This window comes from Arthrobacter sp. 210 2 (assembly GCF_059093025.1).
In genome coordinates this window covers 1-15,625 of the sequence record NZ_JBNHIE010000005.1, presented here as the reverse complement: position 1 = coordinate 15,625, position 15,625 = coordinate 1, and the positions used below count along the sequence as shown (strand labels likewise).

The 15,625-nt window shown below is 62.5% G+C and carries 18 protein-coding genes and 2 pseudogenes; 11 read left to right on the top strand and 9 right to left on the bottom strand.

Annotated elements, in window-relative coordinates; all coding sequences use genetic code 11:
- Positions 1 to 454: 454 nt before the first annotated feature.
- Complete coding sequence (locus AC5RWA_RS11175) at positions 455 to 682, top strand: hypothetical protein (protein WP_494057654.1); 228 nt, start codon at positions 455 to 457, stop codon at positions 680 to 682.
- Between the two features lie 186 nt (positions 683 to 868).
- On the opposite strand, the gene AC5RWA_RS11170 is transcribed toward AC5RWA_RS11175, so the two are convergent.
- From AC5RWA_RS11170 to AC5RWA_RS11145, 6 genes and pseudogenes are all read right to left on the bottom strand, one after another.
- Complete coding sequence (locus AC5RWA_RS11170; protein ID WP_494057653.1) at positions 869 to 1,279, bottom strand: TetR/AcrR family transcriptional regulator; 411 nt, start codon at positions 1,277 to 1,279, stop codon at positions 869 to 871.
- Positions 1,280 to 1,366 (bottom strand): annotated as a pseudogene (locus tag AC5RWA_RS11165) (helix-turn-helix domain-containing protein); the annotation flags it as partial.
- Positions 1,367 to 1,641: 275 nt separating this feature from the next.
- Entirely contained in the window at positions 1,642 to 1,890 is a 249-nt protein-coding gene (locus AC5RWA_RS11160) for a hypothetical protein (RefSeq protein ID WP_494057652.1), read from the bottom strand.
- A gap of 1,067 nt (positions 1,891 to 2,957) precedes the next feature.
- Complete coding sequence (locus AC5RWA_RS11155) at positions 2,958 to 3,992, bottom strand: serine hydrolase domain-containing protein (RefSeq protein WP_494057651.1); 1,035 nt, start codon at positions 3,990 to 3,992, stop codon at positions 2,958 to 2,960.
- A 943-nt stretch (positions 3,993 to 4,935) separates the two neighbouring features.
- Positions 4,936 to 5,244, bottom strand: coding sequence for a hypothetical protein (locus AC5RWA_RS11150; protein ID WP_494057650.1), 309 nt, complete (start codon positions 5,242 to 5,244; stop codon positions 4,936 to 4,938).
- 2 nt (positions 5,245 to 5,246) lie between these two features.
- On the bottom strand, positions 5,247 to 5,555 hold the full coding sequence (locus AC5RWA_RS11145; RefSeq protein WP_494057649.1) for a hypothetical protein: 309 nt from the start codon (positions 5,553 to 5,555) through the stop codon (positions 5,247 to 5,249).
- 191 nt (positions 5,556 to 5,746) lie between these two features.
- On the opposite strand from AC5RWA_RS11145, the gene AC5RWA_RS11140 reads away from it, so the two are divergent.
- Positions 5,747 to 7,036 (top strand): ISL3 family transposase, encoded by a 1,290-nt coding sequence (locus AC5RWA_RS11140; protein WP_494057648.1) that lies wholly within the window; start codon positions 5,747 to 5,749, stop codon positions 7,034 to 7,036.
- A gap of 494 nt (positions 7,037 to 7,530) precedes the next feature.
- Here the strand turns inward: AC5RWA_RS11140 and AC5RWA_RS11135 are convergent, their stop codons facing one another.
- The 3 genes from AC5RWA_RS11135 to AC5RWA_RS11125 are packed head-to-tail and all read right to left on the bottom strand — an operon-like array spanning position 7,531 to position 8,630.
- Positions 7,531 to 7,920, bottom strand: coding sequence for a hypothetical protein (locus AC5RWA_RS11135; RefSeq protein WP_494057647.1), 390 nt, complete (start codon positions 7,918 to 7,920; stop codon positions 7,531 to 7,533).
- A gap of 2 nt (positions 7,921 to 7,922) precedes the next feature.
- Positions 7,923 to 8,339: a DUF302 domain-containing protein gene (locus AC5RWA_RS11130; protein WP_494057646.1), complete on the bottom strand. Its 417-nt coding sequence runs from the start codon at positions 8,337 to 8,339 to the stop codon at positions 7,923 to 7,925.
- 33 nt (positions 8,340 to 8,372) lie between these two features.
- Positions 8,373 to 8,630 (bottom strand): metal-sensitive transcriptional regulator, encoded by a 258-nt coding sequence (locus AC5RWA_RS11125; protein ID WP_014920545.1) that lies wholly within the window; start codon positions 8,628 to 8,630, stop codon positions 8,373 to 8,375.
- A 121-nt stretch (positions 8,631 to 8,751) separates the two neighbouring features.
- On the opposite strand from AC5RWA_RS11125, the gene AC5RWA_RS11120 reads away from it, so the two are divergent.
- From AC5RWA_RS11120 to AC5RWA_RS11080, 9 genes and pseudogenes are all read left to right on the top strand, one after another.
- Complete coding sequence (locus AC5RWA_RS11120; RefSeq protein WP_494057645.1) at positions 8,752 to 9,375, top strand: rhodanese-like domain-containing protein; 624 nt, start codon at positions 8,752 to 8,754, stop codon at positions 9,373 to 9,375.
- Positions 9,372 to 10,275 (top strand): annotated as a pseudogene (locus AC5RWA_RS11115) (sulfite exporter TauE/SafE family protein). Before AC5RWA_RS11120 ends, AC5RWA_RS11115 begins: the two are co-directional and overlap by 4 nt.
- A 26-nt stretch (positions 10,276 to 10,301) precedes the next feature.
- Positions 10,302 to 10,643, top strand: coding sequence for a rhodanese-like domain-containing protein (locus AC5RWA_RS11110; RefSeq protein WP_494057644.1), 342 nt, complete (start codon positions 10,302 to 10,304; stop codon positions 10,641 to 10,643).
- A gap of 49 nt (positions 10,644 to 10,692) precedes the next feature.
- Entirely contained in the window at positions 10,693 to 10,989 is a 297-nt protein-coding gene (locus AC5RWA_RS11105; protein ID WP_494057643.1) for a rhodanese-like domain-containing protein, read from the top strand.
- 59 nt (positions 10,990 to 11,048) lie between these two features.
- A complete protein-coding gene (trxA, locus tag AC5RWA_RS11100) occupies positions 11,049 to 11,411 on the top strand; it encodes a thioredoxin (RefSeq protein WP_494057642.1) in 363 nt (120 codons plus the stop codon).
- A gap of 4 nt (positions 11,412 to 11,415) precedes the next feature.
- Positions 11,416 to 11,826 (top strand): rhodanese-like domain-containing protein, encoded by a 411-nt coding sequence (locus tag AC5RWA_RS11095; protein WP_494057641.1) that lies wholly within the window; start codon positions 11,416 to 11,418, stop codon positions 11,824 to 11,826.
- A gap of 90 nt (positions 11,827 to 11,916) precedes the next feature.
- Entirely contained in the window at positions 11,917 to 13,329 is a 1,413-nt protein-coding gene (locus tag AC5RWA_RS11090; RefSeq protein WP_494057640.1) for an MBL fold metallo-hydrolase, read from the top strand.
- A 111-nt stretch (positions 13,330 to 13,440) separates the two neighbouring features.
- Positions 13,441 to 14,715 carry an MFS transporter gene (locus tag AC5RWA_RS11085; protein WP_494057639.1) on the top strand — a complete coding sequence of 425 codons (1,275 nt, stop codon included), beginning with the start codon at positions 13,441 to 13,443 and terminating at the stop codon, positions 14,713 to 14,715.
- A 130-nt stretch (positions 14,716 to 14,845) separates the two neighbouring features.
- The gene (locus AC5RWA_RS11080; protein WP_494057638.1) at positions 14,846 to 15,049 is read left to right on the top strand and encodes a hypothetical protein; all 204 of its coding nucleotides are present in this window, start codon (positions 14,846 to 14,848) and stop codon (positions 15,047 to 15,049) included.
- The last annotated feature ends 576 nt before the right edge of the window (positions 15,050 to 15,625 follow it).

Below are 15,625 nucleotides of genomic sequence, written 5' to 3'. Positions count from 1 at the left end.
CACACCGGGCCAGGGGCGGCATGATGCTTCGTGATGCCTATGGGCAGGGCACCACGCCGAAGCAGATCGGTAAGCATCCCTGGGCGCTGGCGGAACAACCCCCTCCCCTGAGCTTGAGGCGAAAGCGCGTGATGCACCAGGAGAACCGTCGTCTGTGTCGCCTGTCATTGTTGCTCCGCTCTGCCGTTGTACTGCCACTTTGAGCACCTTGCCTTGACGGGCATTACTACAGCGTTATGGCCAGCGGGGTGATAGGTGCCAAGACCGCGCGCACCCGTACTCAGAATCGCGATAGTGGGCGGATTACTCCGAATCACCAGATTTTTACGCGTTTTCTAGACAGACTTGTCTGTCTTCAGATAAGTCTGTCTACACATCCTGGCAGCGGGCGATGGCCCAACCCGGGATCACCGCTGGTAGTGAAGCGACACGTTAACGGAACAGGGGAGCTCCGATGGATGACGATGACGACATCTTGGCAGTGGCAAAGGCAGCTGCGGGGCGCCCGCCGCTCAGTATCGAACCGGACGGCCCGCCGGCCGAGCTGCAGCTGGCGATCGCGGCTGCAGTCATGCACGGCAGGCCCGTTGAACAAGTCGCCGCCGTCGCGCATATGACGGCGCTGGAAGTCGTGGACGCGGCCGAGGCTGTCACCTACCACGCCTCCCCGACGTCGGCCTAACGCCTAAAGCGCCTCATTCCGTCCTCGACAAGAGGATCCTCGTGTCGGGAGCCCGACTTCCATTTGAGTTGCGGACGCCCTCGATAGGTTTGGGGACTTATCCCATCAAAGGGTGAGCAAGGCAGTGGCTAACGCACCCAGCCGTCAGGGAATTGGTATTCCTTCGCCCACCAACGGCGGAAGTCTCTACTCCCGGTAATCGGCAATCAGTGCCCGGGCCATTCGCTGTGCCCGCCGGGCCGCCAGCTTGTCACCTTCGGCGGCGGCGACGATCGAGCCCGTCATAAGAATGTGCCACGAAAGCGCGAACGCTTCAGGATCCTCAAGACCGGCCTCCCTGGCCAAAATCTGGACCTGTTCGCGGATCCTACCCAGGTATTCAATACTCGCCCGCCCTAGAGGGTGGTCCGCTCCCATCTCCAGCAGTACCTTCACAAAGGAACACGCTTCGAAATCATCGTCACGGAACCACTGGTCGTACACATCGAAAATGGCCAGGAGCTGATCCTCGGGGTTCGTCGCCCTGCCTCTGGCCTCCGGGACGACGGACCCCATCATCCATAACTCGTCGCGGCGCTTCAAAAATGCCAGTGCCACATCATTCTTGGAAGGAAAATGCCGATAGAACGTCGCCTTGGCAACCCCTGATTCCCTGATCAGTTCATCAACTCCGACATCGCGGATTCAACGCTGGGAAAACAATGCGTAGGGAGCCACGACAATACGGGTACGGACATCATCAGGAGCTTCAAGTTCGTCTGCGATCGTCCTCATGCCTGACAATTCTACCTACCAGATACCAGATTCCCGCCGCTCACGTATTTCGGCTGCGGGCCTGGATATACCCGATCACGCGCCAGCAGCGTGACACCCAGCCACTGGACCCTGGCTAGCAACGGAGTCTTGCCAATCAAGCTTGTATCCCTCTGGACCGCTGATGGGACCCTGCAGGAAGCGGCTTAGTGTTGAGGAGCCCGCCTCTTGAGGATTCGGTCACTGAGGTCGTCACGGAGAACATAGAACTGGCCACCGTTACCATTGACCGTCCCGTCGAGCACATAAAAGCCTCGTGCGGCGCCCGGGCCTCCGGCCGCCCGGTCAAGGGCATCCAGAAGGTGTCGCCCCAGATGACCCTTCGGCCCAATCGACTCCATCTCATTGAGTTCCTCGGCCGTAAGCCCTGCCAACACTGCATCGATATCAGCCATAGAGCACCCTCCCCAATAGTCCAGGCCTGCATTGGCCTGGACCCACACGCTAGAGCATCCCTGTCACCGCGGCAAGGAGAAGTCGCACCACGGCCAATTCATCCCACCGGGTAGGCGCGTGAACCGCTCCGATGTCCTCCATGAACACTTCTTAGCCCCAATACTTGGTCAAGACTGTCCCAAGAGGAGCACAGCAATAGAGCTAGCCCCACGGCACCCGTTCACAACTGAGGATGGACCGGTGACGGGCCGTGCCGGAAGCCTAGGAGTTAGCTAAATCGCTTACAGAGGGCTCGCCCGCCAGAGATACCAGGTGCGTGCCGGACGGAGACGTCATTCAACAGCCCGACACGCACCCTCGTAGTCTGTCATTCCACCCGGCACCCTGTCATGAGCACCTCGCCAGGAACCAAGCATGCCGCTGCGGGCAAAAGGCCGGACGACCTTGTCCACCCCGCCAGACCGCTAAGCGGGGCTGACTCCAGACGTGCTGAGACCGGGAGCCAGCCCCACCCCCACGGCAAGTACTCCAGGGTGAAGACACGAGGACCTCCCCCAACAAGGACAGAGAACACTCGCCGCTGCACATCATCCGCCAAAACACATGCTTCCAACAACAAATTACGACCATCCCACCAGGAGCAGGTGGCCCCGGGACCAACTCTCGACGGACATACTGATGCAGCTCACCGGCACTGTGGGCGTGCGTTACTCGGAGGGCAATGATCCGGCGCCGCACCGGGAGTCAGAGAAATCATCGGCGAAAACGAACCAGACCCAAGCCGGGCGCCCCGGTAACCACGCCGGATGAGCGTGCGCAGGAGCGTCCCGCCACCGGTTGAAACTGAAGCGCCAGGGCAGGACCCTGCCAGCGTCTCCGCCGTTCAAGAATGCTCCGCTAAGCTCAAGAACGGCAAGCCCGAGAAGGACAACATCGTCCGCAGGACGATGAAGCCCTCAATTTTGGCCGCCAAGAGAACCGTCAAACAGATCACTGATAGGCGGACGGGGCACCAAGACGAGAAGTCCGCCGCGAACAGGCGATCCTGCCCGTCGATTGGCGCGGCTTACGGGCAGAGCCGGTCCAGAGTCTCTTGGAGGGCGGAGACCATCTGGTCATCCCACAGGTTGTATTTGTGATCCGTCTGCGGATCTTCGAGGGGTGTGGGCATCGGCGGCGGGACCAACGTCATGGTGGCCTGGTACTGGCCATCGGTGCTCGCGACTGCCGCGGTGCGGTAGGTCCAGAACCCGCCGGTACCGCCGAACCGGTGGTTATCGTCGCAGTCCTGGTTCCATTTCCAGAGCCCGAGGCCGTACAGCGGGAAGGCCTCGGTCCTGGTCATTTCCCGGAGTGAGTCGTTGGACAGCAGGTCCCCGCGGAATAATGCTGCGTAGAAGTCGTTGATATCGGACATTGTGGAAATTGCTCCGTAAGCAGGTGACCCAAGACCCCCCGGCGCTTCGGTGATATCGAGGCGTTCCCCGCGGTAGGTGATGTAGCCCCGGATGACTCGGGGTTCAGCGGCTGCCGCCTGATCAAGGGACGTGTCCTCCAGCTTCAACGGATCAATAACGTCCTGGCGCAGCACCTCGGTAAACGGGCGGCCCCGCAGCTTCTCCACGAGCTGGCCCAAGGCCATGTAAGCGGAATCGGAATAGCGGAAAGAGCCCACGTCCCGGGCCTCCCACGGCAGCTGAGCCGTCAGTTCCAGAGCCCGCTGGGTCGTAATGTCTTCCGTGATAACGCGTGGGACGTCGTCGGCGGTTTTCTCGGTGACCTCCTGGAAGGAGCGCATCCCCGAGGTGTGTCCCAGAAGCTGCCGGACCGTAATAGGGCCAGGCGGTTTGAGGACAGTGGTGAAACTGTCCAGGATGCCGTTCACCGGATCGTGTAGACCGATGAGGCCGTCTTCCACCAGCTTCATTACCGAGACGGCGGTCATGGACTTGGTGATACTCGCGATGAACACCTGATCGTCCGGCGTTGCCGCTTCCTTCGACTCCAGGTTCCGGACGCCATAGGCCCGGGACCATGTTCCTCCCGGCCACCTGACTTCCGCCACCACGGCGACGGAGCCCTGGTCCACAAAAGCGCGCATGGTGTTGTCGATTGATCTTGTGGGCGGTGGCGCGGTGCCAAAGGATGCCGGCGCGGGTGCGGGTTCGGAGTAAGTACACGCACCCAGTGCTAGGGCCGTTGCGGCCACTGCGCTAAGAAAAGGAATGAAGGACGTTTTCATGACGCCGCCAGATAAGGAAAGGGCTGAAGGGGGCGGGCCGCGCACTACGCCGCCCCCGGTCAAGGGCTCCCCGGCGCATTAGCCCCAGCACTTTCAAGTTTAAGGACCGTGCCCTTGCCCGGTCGAGTGCCATTCCTGGGCTGTCTCCAAAAGGAAGGCGAAGACGGCAGGCTTACCACCACTTCGTCAGCGCCCAGCCATTTTGGGCGCCGTCTCCCCCGTCGCCATCCTTACCGCAGCGCAGGCAACGGGGCGGACGTCAAGAAGATCGCCGAGCGCGGTATACAAGCCTCCGTCCTCGGCATGTTCAACATGCCAATGGTGCCGGAGATTCAGCTTGCACAGCAGGGCCTGGATCATGGGCGAACTCCGATTCGATAGGCAGCACTCTAGAGTTTCAATAATGGCTTTCAGGCCGCCGCAGAAGAAGACGGAAGTTAGTGGACCAAGCTAACGGACAACCAGCTGCCCGTCTCCTGCCCAGAAACCACCGTAGAAGCTCTTCAGATCGTCGGAGCCCGGCAGCTTTCAGAGGCCTTCTGCCAACACAACACAAGAACTCCACGAACCCGAGAGGGACCTCGGCTGGCCCCGGCCGGCTCGCAACCATAAACGAAGAGGTGGAACCTTTACGAGCACATCTTCCCTCGCCCGCAGCCGGGACAATTCCCACAGGTTATCCACCGCTACTGCTGCCAGGGAACTACCCCAACGGCTCCCAATCCCAACTATGGACAGATTAGGCCGCCACCAGGTCCGGGCTTCAAAAGAAAGCCCTAACTGGACCGCGAAAATTGCGTTCTCAATTGGTGAACGGTACGTGCTGGTGCATCTCTTCGTCATTGAGTTGGTTGAAATACTCCTCGCCAACAAAGGTGTTAAGTGCACGAACGGCCTTACGCATCCGAGTAGTCAATTTTTTATACTCCGCGTGGATGCGACGCAATTCATCGATTGCCTCTCCAGCAGTGGGCTGTTCCATCTTACGAAGTTGCTCAAGGAGAAGGGCACGAGCATGAAGTCCTTCGTTCACCGCGAGATAAGTGTCTTTGAGGACAAATGCACCCCGTTCTTCAGAAAGTCGATTGAGAACACTCTGAACAGCGACCACGGCTACATCAAATGACTCGAGTACAGCGAGCCAGTCGTAATAGGTTGGTTTTGCAGTTGCCAGGTATTCATCCAGACTGCGTACAACGCGAACATTAGAATTAGTGGCAGGTCTGTCAGGCGGGCACTCAAGTCGACTAGACGTCTTCGCTCCCGTCGGGGGGCAACATTGTTTACACCTGTTGCCCCCTTGCCCAAGGCTTCTGTGAGCGCCTCAAGCAAACTCTTGAGGGCATCACTGGTGGTGGTGACCAGCTCGGCCACATCTTTGAGAATGGAGACACTCACTTCCATATCGTTCTCGGATCGCACTCAGCATCCATAGGAAGATTTGAACCAGCTGACCGTTACTCGTGCGTTACGGGTCGGCTTCAAACGTTCACGGTTTTCCGGCTCTTCGTGGTTGGTGGGGAATTGAGTTCGTGTCGTTGAAGACAAAGGGGCCCGTGGCCCTGCTGGGATGAGTGTGTCTAGCATTCAACCTGGAACAGGACCACGAGCCCTTGAACGAGCCTACCGGGGTCGCAGCCGACGCTGCCACCATCCTCTTCAACCTGCCCGACTACCACGTCGTCTCCACCACCATCACGGCCGGCAGTCGGCAAGTCATCGTTGAAACCAACCAGCCGCCCGGCTGCCCGAGCTGCGGCGTCATCTCGTCCCGGCGGAAGGAACGGCGCTTCCAGCGGCTCCGGGATATTCCTGTCGCCGGGCCAGTGGAGGTGCTCTGGTCGAAGTACCGGTGGTACTGCGAAGAGACGAACTGCGACCGGCTGTCGTTCTTTGAATCCACGCCTCAGGTCCCGCGCCGTGCCCGTTCCACCAGCCGGCTCCGGGACCAGCTCGTGGACGCAGTCATCCGCTCAGGCAGGGCCGTCTCGGAGACAGCCGCCGGGTTCGCCGTGTCCTGGTGGATGGTCCGCGCCGCGCTGAATGAGGCCTGCCTGCTGCGGCTGCCCGACGTGGACAAGCTCAGCCCGCGAATGCTCGGCATCGATGAACACCGGTTCCGGTCCGTGCGCTACTTTCAGGACCCGTCAACAAAGGCGTGGACCCGGTTCGAACCGTGGATGACAACCATCGTGGACCTGGACACCGGTCAGGTCCTTGGTGTGGTCGACGGCCGTGACCACAGGGGCGTCGGGGACTGGCTGTTCGCCCGCCCGCTGGAATGGCGGCTGGCCGTGCAGGTCGTCGCGATCGACCCCTCCGCGGCGTTCAGGAAGGCACTGCGGATGTGGCTTCCACGCACCGCGGTCGCTGTTGATCATTTCCACCTGATCTCGCTGGCCAACCAGGCCGTGACAGAGACCCGGCAGAACCTCTCCCAACAGGTCAAGGGCCGCCGCGGCAGGGCCATCGACAAAGCCTGGGCCCACCGCATGCTCCTGCTGCGCGGCGGCGACAACCTCAGATGCCGGGCCGCCCTCCGACTCAAGGAAGTGTTCGCCCTGGACGATCCAACCGGCACCCTCCAGGCCGTCTGGCAGGTGAAGGAACAACTCCGGGCCCTGCTCCGCGCCGGCTCCCTGGAGGAGGCTACGGCAGCAAAAACAGAGCTGGAGGAACTGGTTAAGGCTGCCGCCCGGCCGGAAACAAACAGGCTCTACCGCACCGTCTGCAGATGGTGGAAAGAGATCGAGGTCCTGATCATCACCGGCGCTACGACCGGCAAGGTCGAGGCCAACAACACCGCCATCAAAAATATCAAACGGACCGCGCGCGGGTACCGCAATGTCGCCAACTACAAATCGGTTATTCTCTTGAGAAGTGCCGTCCGGACGGCGGCATGACGCTCATTCCAGGGATCCACTTCCCCACGAACCGTGAAGAGCCGGTTTTCCTGTCGCTTTTGGGAGTCAGGAAAGGCAGCAACTCTCCTAGTCGCGGCTTTCTACTGGTGCGCGAGCATATTCGATTCCGAACAATTCGAGCCGTTTGAACAACGCTGTAGGACGAGTCTTGTCAAAAGTTGTGGCGTAGGCCTCGTGAGCAGCAGGAATCATTAAGCAGGGAAACCTTGGCTCGTGCCGAGCGAATCTCAGTCAGGGAACACCCGAACCTGACAGTAGGCAGAATGGAAAAGCGTGAGACTACGGTTCCTTAGTTTTCGGCGAAAACTGGCGGTGTTTTGCACCGCTCCGTGTCGGGCCCTCGGTGCCCCTCTCGAGGTACAAAAGGCTGCCCACGCCGACAGTCATGTCACCCTCGACTCTTACTCGTCTTAAAACGCTTTGATTTTCCGAGGCACTTCTAGGAGGACCTGCATCAGGATGGGTCTGCATCATCAAAGGGCGGCGCTACAGCCTGGCGTAGGCCCAGCCGTCCCATTGGCGCCGGGCGAGGTGGGCGATGGCTGCGGGCACGGTTCCGACGCCGGGGGTGGGTCTTTGTCTTCCATGCCTGCTGAGCGCATGCTGTTGCCACAGGCGAGGATGTCCACCTGGAGTTGCCCGGCGTTTGTGATGGCTTCGGTGACGAGTGAATTTGTGGCGAGGAGCGTGACGCCGGGCCCCTGGACTACGACTTCAATGTCGGCTTCCTGGCCGAGCGCGGCACGGGCGTTGGCAGCACTGCGCAGGATGCCGGCCAGGGCGTGTTCGAGCGGGCCGGGGGAGTGAATGAGCAGGCCGGGTCCGGCCTGCACGGTCTCTGGAATCGTTGTTTGCGCGGACATGCCTACTTCGCCGCGTCGCTTAGGTCGGCGAGGGCCTTTCGGAGGCGGGTGCCGGCGTCGTCGGCTACTTCTTTGACTGATGGGGCGGCGCTGAGCTGGACCATGGTCTGGGGGTCGATGGCTTCCACCGTGGTCGCGTCTGCGTCCTTGTTCCGGCGCACGACGACATTGCACGGCAGCAGCGCGCCGATTTCGGGTTCGGCGGCGAGGGCGCGGCTGGCCAGGCCCGGGTTGCAGGCACCAAGAATCACGTAGTCGCCGACGGCATCGGCGGCTTCAGCACCAAGCTTGGCTTCAAAGGTGGAACGGACGTTGATTTCGGTGAGGATCCCGAATCCCTGGGCTGACAGGGCGTCCCGGGTGCGGTCCAGGGCTTCGGCCCACGGAAGGTCAACGGTGGCGGTAAGGGTGTACGTCATGGTTCTCCTTGGGCTGCTCGACAGCTGGTCCGGTTAGGCGAGGGAGAGGAAGAGCTTTTCCAGGTCTTTCTTGTCCATCGTTGCGTCCTTCTGGACAATGCACTGCTCCAGGCCCGTAGCGATGATGGCGAACCCGGCCCGGTCCAGCGCCTTCGATACAGCAGCGAGCTGGGTAACGACGTCCTTGCAGTCCCGTCCTTCTTCAAGCATGCGGGTAACAGCGGACAGCTGGCCCTGCGCACGCTTCAGGCGGTTGATGACAGGAGTGAGTTCTGAAGGATTGAGTTCCACGGGTTTCTCCAATAGTGAGGGCTTGCATCCAGCCTATACCCCCTAGGGTGTTTGACTACCCCCGGGGGTATCTGAAATACTCGGCGGGGTATCCACCTGACCCCTTCCGAGAGGCCAACCAATGACTTCCCCTTCCACGGCACCGGCCGTTACCGCACTCGCCCCTGAGACCCTCCAGTCCTGGTTCACAGAGCACCAGGACCTCGTCGTTATCGATGTCCGCTCCGCCGCTGAGTTTGAGTCCCTGCATATCCGCGGCTCCTACAACGTGCCCCTGCCGCTTCTCTCAGAGCACACCGATGAGCTCGCCGCCCGGCTGGGTTCCCGCGTCGTCCTGGTCTGCCAGTCCGGCGTGCGCGCCGAGCAGGCCCGCCAGCGCCTGGCCAAGGCCGGAATCGACACCGCCTACGTCCTGACCGGTGGCGCACCCGGCTTCGCCGCTGCCGGCGGTGACGTGGTCAAGGGCAAGGACCGCTGGGACCTTGAGCGGCAGGTCCGCCTTGTGGCCGGATCCCTCGTGGTCCTGGGCCTGGCAGGCGGCAAATTCATCTCCCCGAAGATCCGGACACTTGCCGGGGTCATCGGCACCGGCCTGACGTTCTCCGCGGCCACCAACACCTGCGCCATGGGCCAGGCCATCTCAGCCATGCCGTGGAACAAGGCCGCCAAGGAACCCACCCGCGAAAGCGCCATCCTTGCCCTGCCCGTCACCACCGAGGTGAACGCCGAGGCCAAAGCATCATGACCCTCACCCTCATCCTGGTTCTCGCCCTGTCGGTAGTCATCGGACTCTCGCTCGGCGTCCTGGGCGGCGGCGGCTCCATCCTGACGGTCCCGATCCTGGTCTACGTGGCCGGGTTCGAGGCCAAAGAAGCCATCGCAGCCTCGCTGTTCGTTGTCGGCGTCACCTCCGCCGGTGAGCGTGTTAAGCCACGCACGCGGGGGAAGGGTGATGTGGCGGACCGGCCTGATCTTCGGCGCGGCCGGGATGGCCGGCGCGTTCGTCGGCGGCCTCCTCGGCGGGCACATCCCCGGCCAAATCCTCCTCATCGCCTTCGCCGTCATGATGGTGGCCACCTCCGTGGCGATGCTCCACGGTCGGAAGAAAAAGAACGACGACGGCGGCGCCCCGGTCAAGCACGAACTGCCGCTGGGCAGGGTCCTGCTGGACGGGGCAGTTGTCGGGCTGATCACCGGGCTGGTCGGCGCAGGAGGCGGATTCCTCGTGGTCCCGGCCCTGGCAATCCTGGGCGGACTCCCCATGTCCGTAGCCGTAGGCACCTCCCTGGTGGTCATCGCCATGAAATCCTTCGCAGGCCTCGCCGGATACCTCACCACCGTCCAGCTCGACTGGGGCCTCACCCTTGGGGTGACCGCCGCCGCCATCGTCGGCAGCCTGATCGGTTCCAAACTCGCTGGCCGGATCCCCGAAGCCGCCCTGCGGAAGGCCTTCGGCTGGTTCGTCCTGGCCATGGGAACCTTCGTCCTCATCCAGCAGGCCCCGGCCGACCTTAGGTGGTTCATCGCCGCCGGAATCGCAGCCCTCACCGCAGCCACCGCCGGCATCTGCTGGTTCTTCATCAGCTCCTGCCCGCTGCGCAACCGCACCAGCCGCCGCCGCAGCGGCATACCCTCACCGGCCTGAACCAACCATCAACCAAGGAGAACACCATGGGCCTCATCAGCTCCCTGAAAAAAGCCTTCAGCAAGCCCTACACAACAGTCTCAGTCGCTGAGGCCAAGGACCTCCTGTCCTCAGGCGCCGCCCTGATCGATGTCCGCTCCGCACAGGAATGGCGCTCCGGACGGGCTCCCCAGGCCAAGCACATCCCCCTGGACCGGCTGCAGACCAGCACCGCCGGAATCAACAAGAACAAGCCAGTGATCGCCGTCTGCGCATCCGGGGTCCGCTCCGCATCAGCGGCCCGGCTCCTCGCCTCCCAGGGGTACCAGGCCTACTCCCTGCGCGGCGGCATGGACGCCTGGCGCGCAGCCGGCGAACCCATCCGCTAGCTGAACCTTTCCGCTAATTACAGCCCGCACTATTTCGAAGGAGAAACCCATGGCTGAAACCACCATCACCGAAACCGACCAGCGGCGCACCAGCGCCCGCATCCTCGATGTCCGCGAGGACTTCGAAGTCGCCGAAGGCATGGTCCCCGGGGCCCTGCACATCCCAATGGGCCAGCTGCAGGCACGACTGTCAGAACTGGACCCGGCAGTGCCCGTCATTGCGGTCTGCCGCAGCGGCAACCGCAGTGCCGCCGTGGCCGACGCCCTCAACGGCGCAGGCTTTTCGGCGGACACCATGGCCGGCGGCATGATCGCCTGGACCCGCGCCGGCCTCCCCACCACCTGACCCCTCCGCCACCCCCAAGACGCCTTCTACCTACAACGCCCGAAAGGACACGAAAGACGATGGCAACCATCGACATCACCGAGCAAAGCTTCGCCCAGACCCTGGAGAGCAACGAGATCGTCTTCGTTGACTTCTGGGCAGCCTGGTGCGGCCCCTGCCGCATGTTCGCACCCACCTACGGAGCCGCGGCAGAACGGCACCCGGACATCACCTTCGCCAAAGTCGACACCGAAGCAGAACAGGCCCTCGCCGCAGCCGCGAACATCACCTCCATCCCCACACTGATGGCCTTCAAGGACAAGACCCTGGTTTTCTCACAGCCCGGAGCCCTCAACGCCACCGGCCTCGAAGAAGTCATCCAGGCCGTCAAGAACGCCGACATGAACGAACTCCGCGCCCAGACCGGTCCCCAGAACGCCTGATGCGATGCCGGGCGACCATGCGTACCGCACTGTCACCGCAGACGAACTCGCCACGGTGTGGCCCCGCGCCACACTCGTGGACGTGCGCAGCCGTGAAGAGCATGCCACCGCGCATATACCCGGGAGCCTGAACATCCCGCTCGAGGAATTGCCCTCCCGGCTCGCCGACCTGCCCAACAGCACCATCTATGTGCTGTGCGGGTCAGGAAAACGCAGCAGCCAGGCCGTACGGATCCTTGCCGACCGCGGATACCAGACGGTCAACGTAGCCGGCGGGATCACCGAGTGGTACCGGGCAGGCCACCCCGTCATCTATCAACAAGCCCGGAACAACCCGTCACACCAACAACCGGGCCAGGCCCCATCAGGCCTGCGCAGTCTCCTGCACAGGCTGTTCCGCAGAAAAAACGCCTAGGCCGCAGCCTGCTTGCAGGATACCCCCGGGGGTATCTATACTGGACTCAGAACAAACCCCAACCCCCTTTCAACCGAAGGAGATCCCTAGATGCTTATCGAGCGCATTTACGATGAAGACCTCGCCCAGGCCAGCTACCTGATTGGCTGCCAGGCCAACGGCACGGCCGTTGTTGTCGACGGCCGCCGCGACATCGCGGTCTACCAGGAACTGGCTGAAAAAAACGGCATGAAGATCATCGCCGTCACCGAAACCCACATCCACGCCGACTACCTTTCCGGCACTAGGGAACTCGCCGCCGCCACCGGCGCGAAGATCTACGTCTCCGGGGAAGGCGGACCGGACTGGCAGTACGAATTCGACGCCGAACGCCTCTACGACGGCGACAAGATCACCATCGGCAACATCAGCATCCAGGCCGTGCACACCCCGGGCCACACCCCCGAGCACCTGTCCTTTTTGGTCACCGACGGCGCGTTCAGCGACCAGCCCGGCTACCTGCTCTCGGGTGACTTCGTCTTCTCCGGAGACCTGGGCCGTCCCGACCTGCTGGACGAGGCAGCCGGCGGCATCGACACCCGCTTCGAAGGCGCCAAGCAGCTCTTCGCCAGCCTGCGGGACAAGTTCCTGACCCTGCCGGACTACGTCCAGGTCCACCCGGCCCACGGCGCCGGCAGTGCCTGCGGCAAGGCTCTGGGCGCCATCCCGTCCTCCACGGTGGGTTACGAGCGGCTCTACTCCTGGTGGGGGCCCTACCTCGCAGCCAATGACGAGCAGGGCTTCATCGACGAACTCCTGGACGGCCAGCCCGACGCGCACGCCTACTTTGGCCGGATGAAGCGGGAAAACCGTGAAGGCCCCGCCGTCATGGGAGAACGCGCACCGCTTGAGGAACTGGACACCGCTGACGTCGCAAAGGACCTCGCGGCGGACAAAGTCACGTTCATCGACACCCGCCCCAACAGCGAAGTCCACGAAAGCACGGTGGCCCGTTCCCTGAACGTTCCCGCCGGGAAGTCCGTTGCCAGTTACGGCGCCTGGGTAGTGAACCCGGAGACGGACAACAACCCCCTGGTACTGCTCGCAGCAGACCAGGAGCAGGCCATGGACATGTGGGACCACCTGGTCCGGGTCGGCATCGACAACGTCTCCGGCTACGTCACCAGTATCGGAGGGCTCCCCGCCACCACCCCGAAGCTGATCCAACCGGAAGAGCTGCAGGGCTTTGACGCGGCCATGGTCGTGGACGTCCGCAACCGCAGCGAACATATCGCCGGGAACATCCCCGGCTCGTACCAGCTCAGCGGCGGCCGGATCATGTGGCACTTGGACAAGCTTCCCGCCGAGGGCACCATCGTGACCTACTGCCAGTCAGGCGTGCGGAACTCCGTGGCAGCCAGCGCCCTGCGCCGGGCCGGCTACGACGTCGTCGAGCTCGACGGCAGCTACGCAGCCTGGGACGTCTTCCAGCAAAGCCGACAGAACGCCGTCTCAGCAAAGTAAACCCCTATACCGCCCGGGCAGGACCCCCCTCCTGCCCGGGCCCGCCCGGACGCGTTCCCCCACGCGTCCGGGCACCTTTATGCCCCCCGGCACGAAAGCGAGCACCCAGGAATGGCCAGAACAAAGGCAGGGAGCACCCTGGAATCCACCCGGGTCGCACTGGGCCTGCGGCAGAACCTGGCGCAGTTCATGCTGCTGGTGGCAGTCAACGCCCTGGTGGGCGGGACACTCGGCCAGGAACGCACCGTGCTGCCCCTGCTCGCTTCCCAGACATTCCACCTGGACCTGCACACAAGCGCCCTGACTTACATCCTCGCCTTCGGCCTGTCCAAGGCCGCGACAAACTACTTCGCGGGAACACTCTCTGACCGGTACGGCCGCAAACCCGTCCTCATCACAGGATGGCTGGTAGCGATCCCCGTCCCGCTCATGCTCATCTTCGGCCCGTCATGGGAATGGATCGTTGCCGCAAACGTGTTCCTCGGCATCAGCCAAGGCCTGACCTGGTCCACCGCCATCATCATGAAAATGGACTTGACCGGCCCGAAACAGCGCGGCCTCGCCATGGGCCTGAACGAAGCAGCAGGCTACCTCGGAGTCGCCGTCACTGCCCTCGCGACCGGCTACATCGCCTCCGCCTATGGCCTCCGGCCCGGCCCGTTCCTCCTCGGCGCCGCCTACATCGCCCTCGGGTTAGGCCTGTCAGTCCTGACCATCCGCGAGACCCACCACCATGCCAAGACCGAAGCCTCCCAGCACGTAAGTGCACACAAGAGTGCCGACGCCGGCCTCACCACGGGTCAGGTTTTCACCCTCACCAGCTTCAAAGACCGCTCACTCTCCGCAGCCAGCCAGGCAGGACTGGTGAACAACCTCAACGACGGCCTCGCCTGGGGCCTTTTTCCGGTCCTCTTCGTCAGCTCCGGGCTAAACCTGAACCAGGTAGGGATCCTGGCCGCCGTTTACCCCGCGGTCTGGGGCGCCGGGCAGCTCTTCACCGGTGCCGCCTCAGACCGGTGGGGCCGCAAATGGTTCATTGTCACCGGCATGATCGTCCAAGCCGCGGGACTCGCGATCGTCACCGCAGCCCACAGTTTCGGACCCTGGCTCATCGCCGCAGTCCTCCTCGGTCTCGGAACGGCCATGGTCTACCCCGCCCTCCTGGCCGCCATCGGGGACGTCGCACACCCCACCTGGCGGGCCCGTTCCGTCGGGGTCTACCGCCTCTGGCGTGACGGCGGCTTTGCCATTGGTGCACTCCTGTCAGGTCTTCTCGCAGACCTATATGGGATTCCCGCAGCCATCGCCACCGTCGCTGCACTCACCGCAGCCTCCGGCCTGGTGGTCGCCGTGCGCATGCGCGGCAATGACCACACAACGGGCTAGAAATTGATCCGGTACATCAGGCGTTGTATCCGGTTTCCTGATCTGGGATGGTCAAAGAGTCTTCAGCAGCAGGACGGCGCACACCAGCCGCCGATCACGCCCGTCGCAGGGCCATGGAACTGAGGAACCCATGAACGATCCACGAACTGCAGCTCAAACACTGTTGCAGCAGGACCCCAGCTGGTTTGAAGACCTCTGGCTTCAGTACTGGGCGAATGGCGGGAACGCAGACAAATTCAACTTTGACGCCTACATCCACCAGCTTTGCGAACTGGACCTCTTTGACCTGCAGATCCTTACCTGGGCACTGCAAGACCTCCACCGACGACTCTAAAGCCCTACACCTACCGGTTCGACACCGACTCGGTCACGCTTCCATGACTAGCAGGGCCGCCATCACTTCGCAGCAGGCACCATGACTGCCAACGAATAACGCCACCGGTGCAACGGAGAAATCGGGTACCGCACGTCTGCGCAAACTAGCGACCACAAAATGCCGCCACCAAACGAACAAATCCACAGCAACTGCCTACGCCGCCGAGTGGTGGTCTTTCCAGCCTGCCGGTCCAGTAAAGGCACACCCAAAACTGACGTCAGGTACTCGCGGGAATGGCGTCAGAATAGGGTCGCCGTTCGCATTTCTGGGTACGCCAGTGCGAATGGCAAAGATCTCATCCTGACGGTCTACCGGCGGTGGAAGGCATCGATGTCCGTGTGACGCTTTTAGCCGAAGACAATCGGGGGAACTCGCAGGGAGTAATTGTTGACGCCCCCGCGCCAGGACACTTGCCCGCCCGCCTGCTTCTCGAGCAGTGCGCCCGTCAAGTTTCTGAGACAGCTTGATTGATTTTCTTCTTACGCCGCTACTGGGTTGACCGTGTTTTGATAATTGGCCAAGGCGCGTGCCGGG

Bases quoted from the DNA above. Each gene is read 5' to 3' on its own strand.
- AC5RWA_RS11175 (WP_494057654.1), top strand. From the start codon at position 455: ATGGATGACGATGACGACATCTTGGCAGTGGCAAAGGCAGCTGCGGGG.
- AC5RWA_RS11160 (WP_494057652.1), bottom strand. From the start codon at position 1,890: ATGGCTGATATCGATGCAGTGTTGGCAGGGCTTACGGCCGAGGAACTC.
- AC5RWA_RS11155 (WP_494057651.1), bottom strand. From the start codon at position 3,992: ATGCGCGCTTTTGTGGACCAGGGCTCCGTCGCCGTGGTGGCGGAAGTC.
- AC5RWA_RS11135 (WP_494057647.1), bottom strand. From the start codon at position 7,920: ATGTCCGCGCAAACAACGATTCCAGAGACCGTGCAGGCCGGACCCGGC.
- AC5RWA_RS11130 (WP_494057646.1), bottom strand. From the start codon at position 8,339: ATGACGTACACCCTTACCGCCACCGTTGACCTTCCGTGGGCCGAAGCC.
- AC5RWA_RS11120 (WP_494057645.1), top strand. From the start codon at position 8,752: ATGACTTCCCCTTCCACGGCACCGGCCGTTACCGCACTCGCCCCTGAG.
- AC5RWA_RS11110 (WP_494057644.1), top strand. From the start codon at position 10,302: ATGGGCCTCATCAGCTCCCTGAAAAAAGCCTTCAGCAAGCCCTACACA.
- AC5RWA_RS11105 (WP_494057643.1), top strand. From the start codon at position 10,693: ATGGCTGAAACCACCATCACCGAAACCGACCAGCGGCGCACCAGCGCC.
- trxA (WP_494057642.1), top strand. From the start codon at position 11,049: ATGGCAACCATCGACATCACCGAGCAAAGCTTCGCCCAGACCCTGGAG.
- AC5RWA_RS11095 (WP_494057641.1), top strand. From the start codon at position 11,416: ATGCCGGGCGACCATGCGTACCGCACTGTCACCGCAGACGAACTCGCC.
- AC5RWA_RS11090 (WP_494057640.1), top strand. From the start codon at position 11,917: ATGCTTATCGAGCGCATTTACGATGAAGACCTCGCCCAGGCCAGCTAC.
- AC5RWA_RS11085 (WP_494057639.1), top strand. From the start codon at position 13,441: ATGGCCAGAACAAAGGCAGGGAGCACCCTGGAATCCACCCGGGTCGCA.
- AC5RWA_RS11080 (WP_494057638.1), top strand. From the start codon at position 14,846: ATGAACGATCCACGAACTGCAGCTCAAACACTGTTGCAGCAGGACCCC.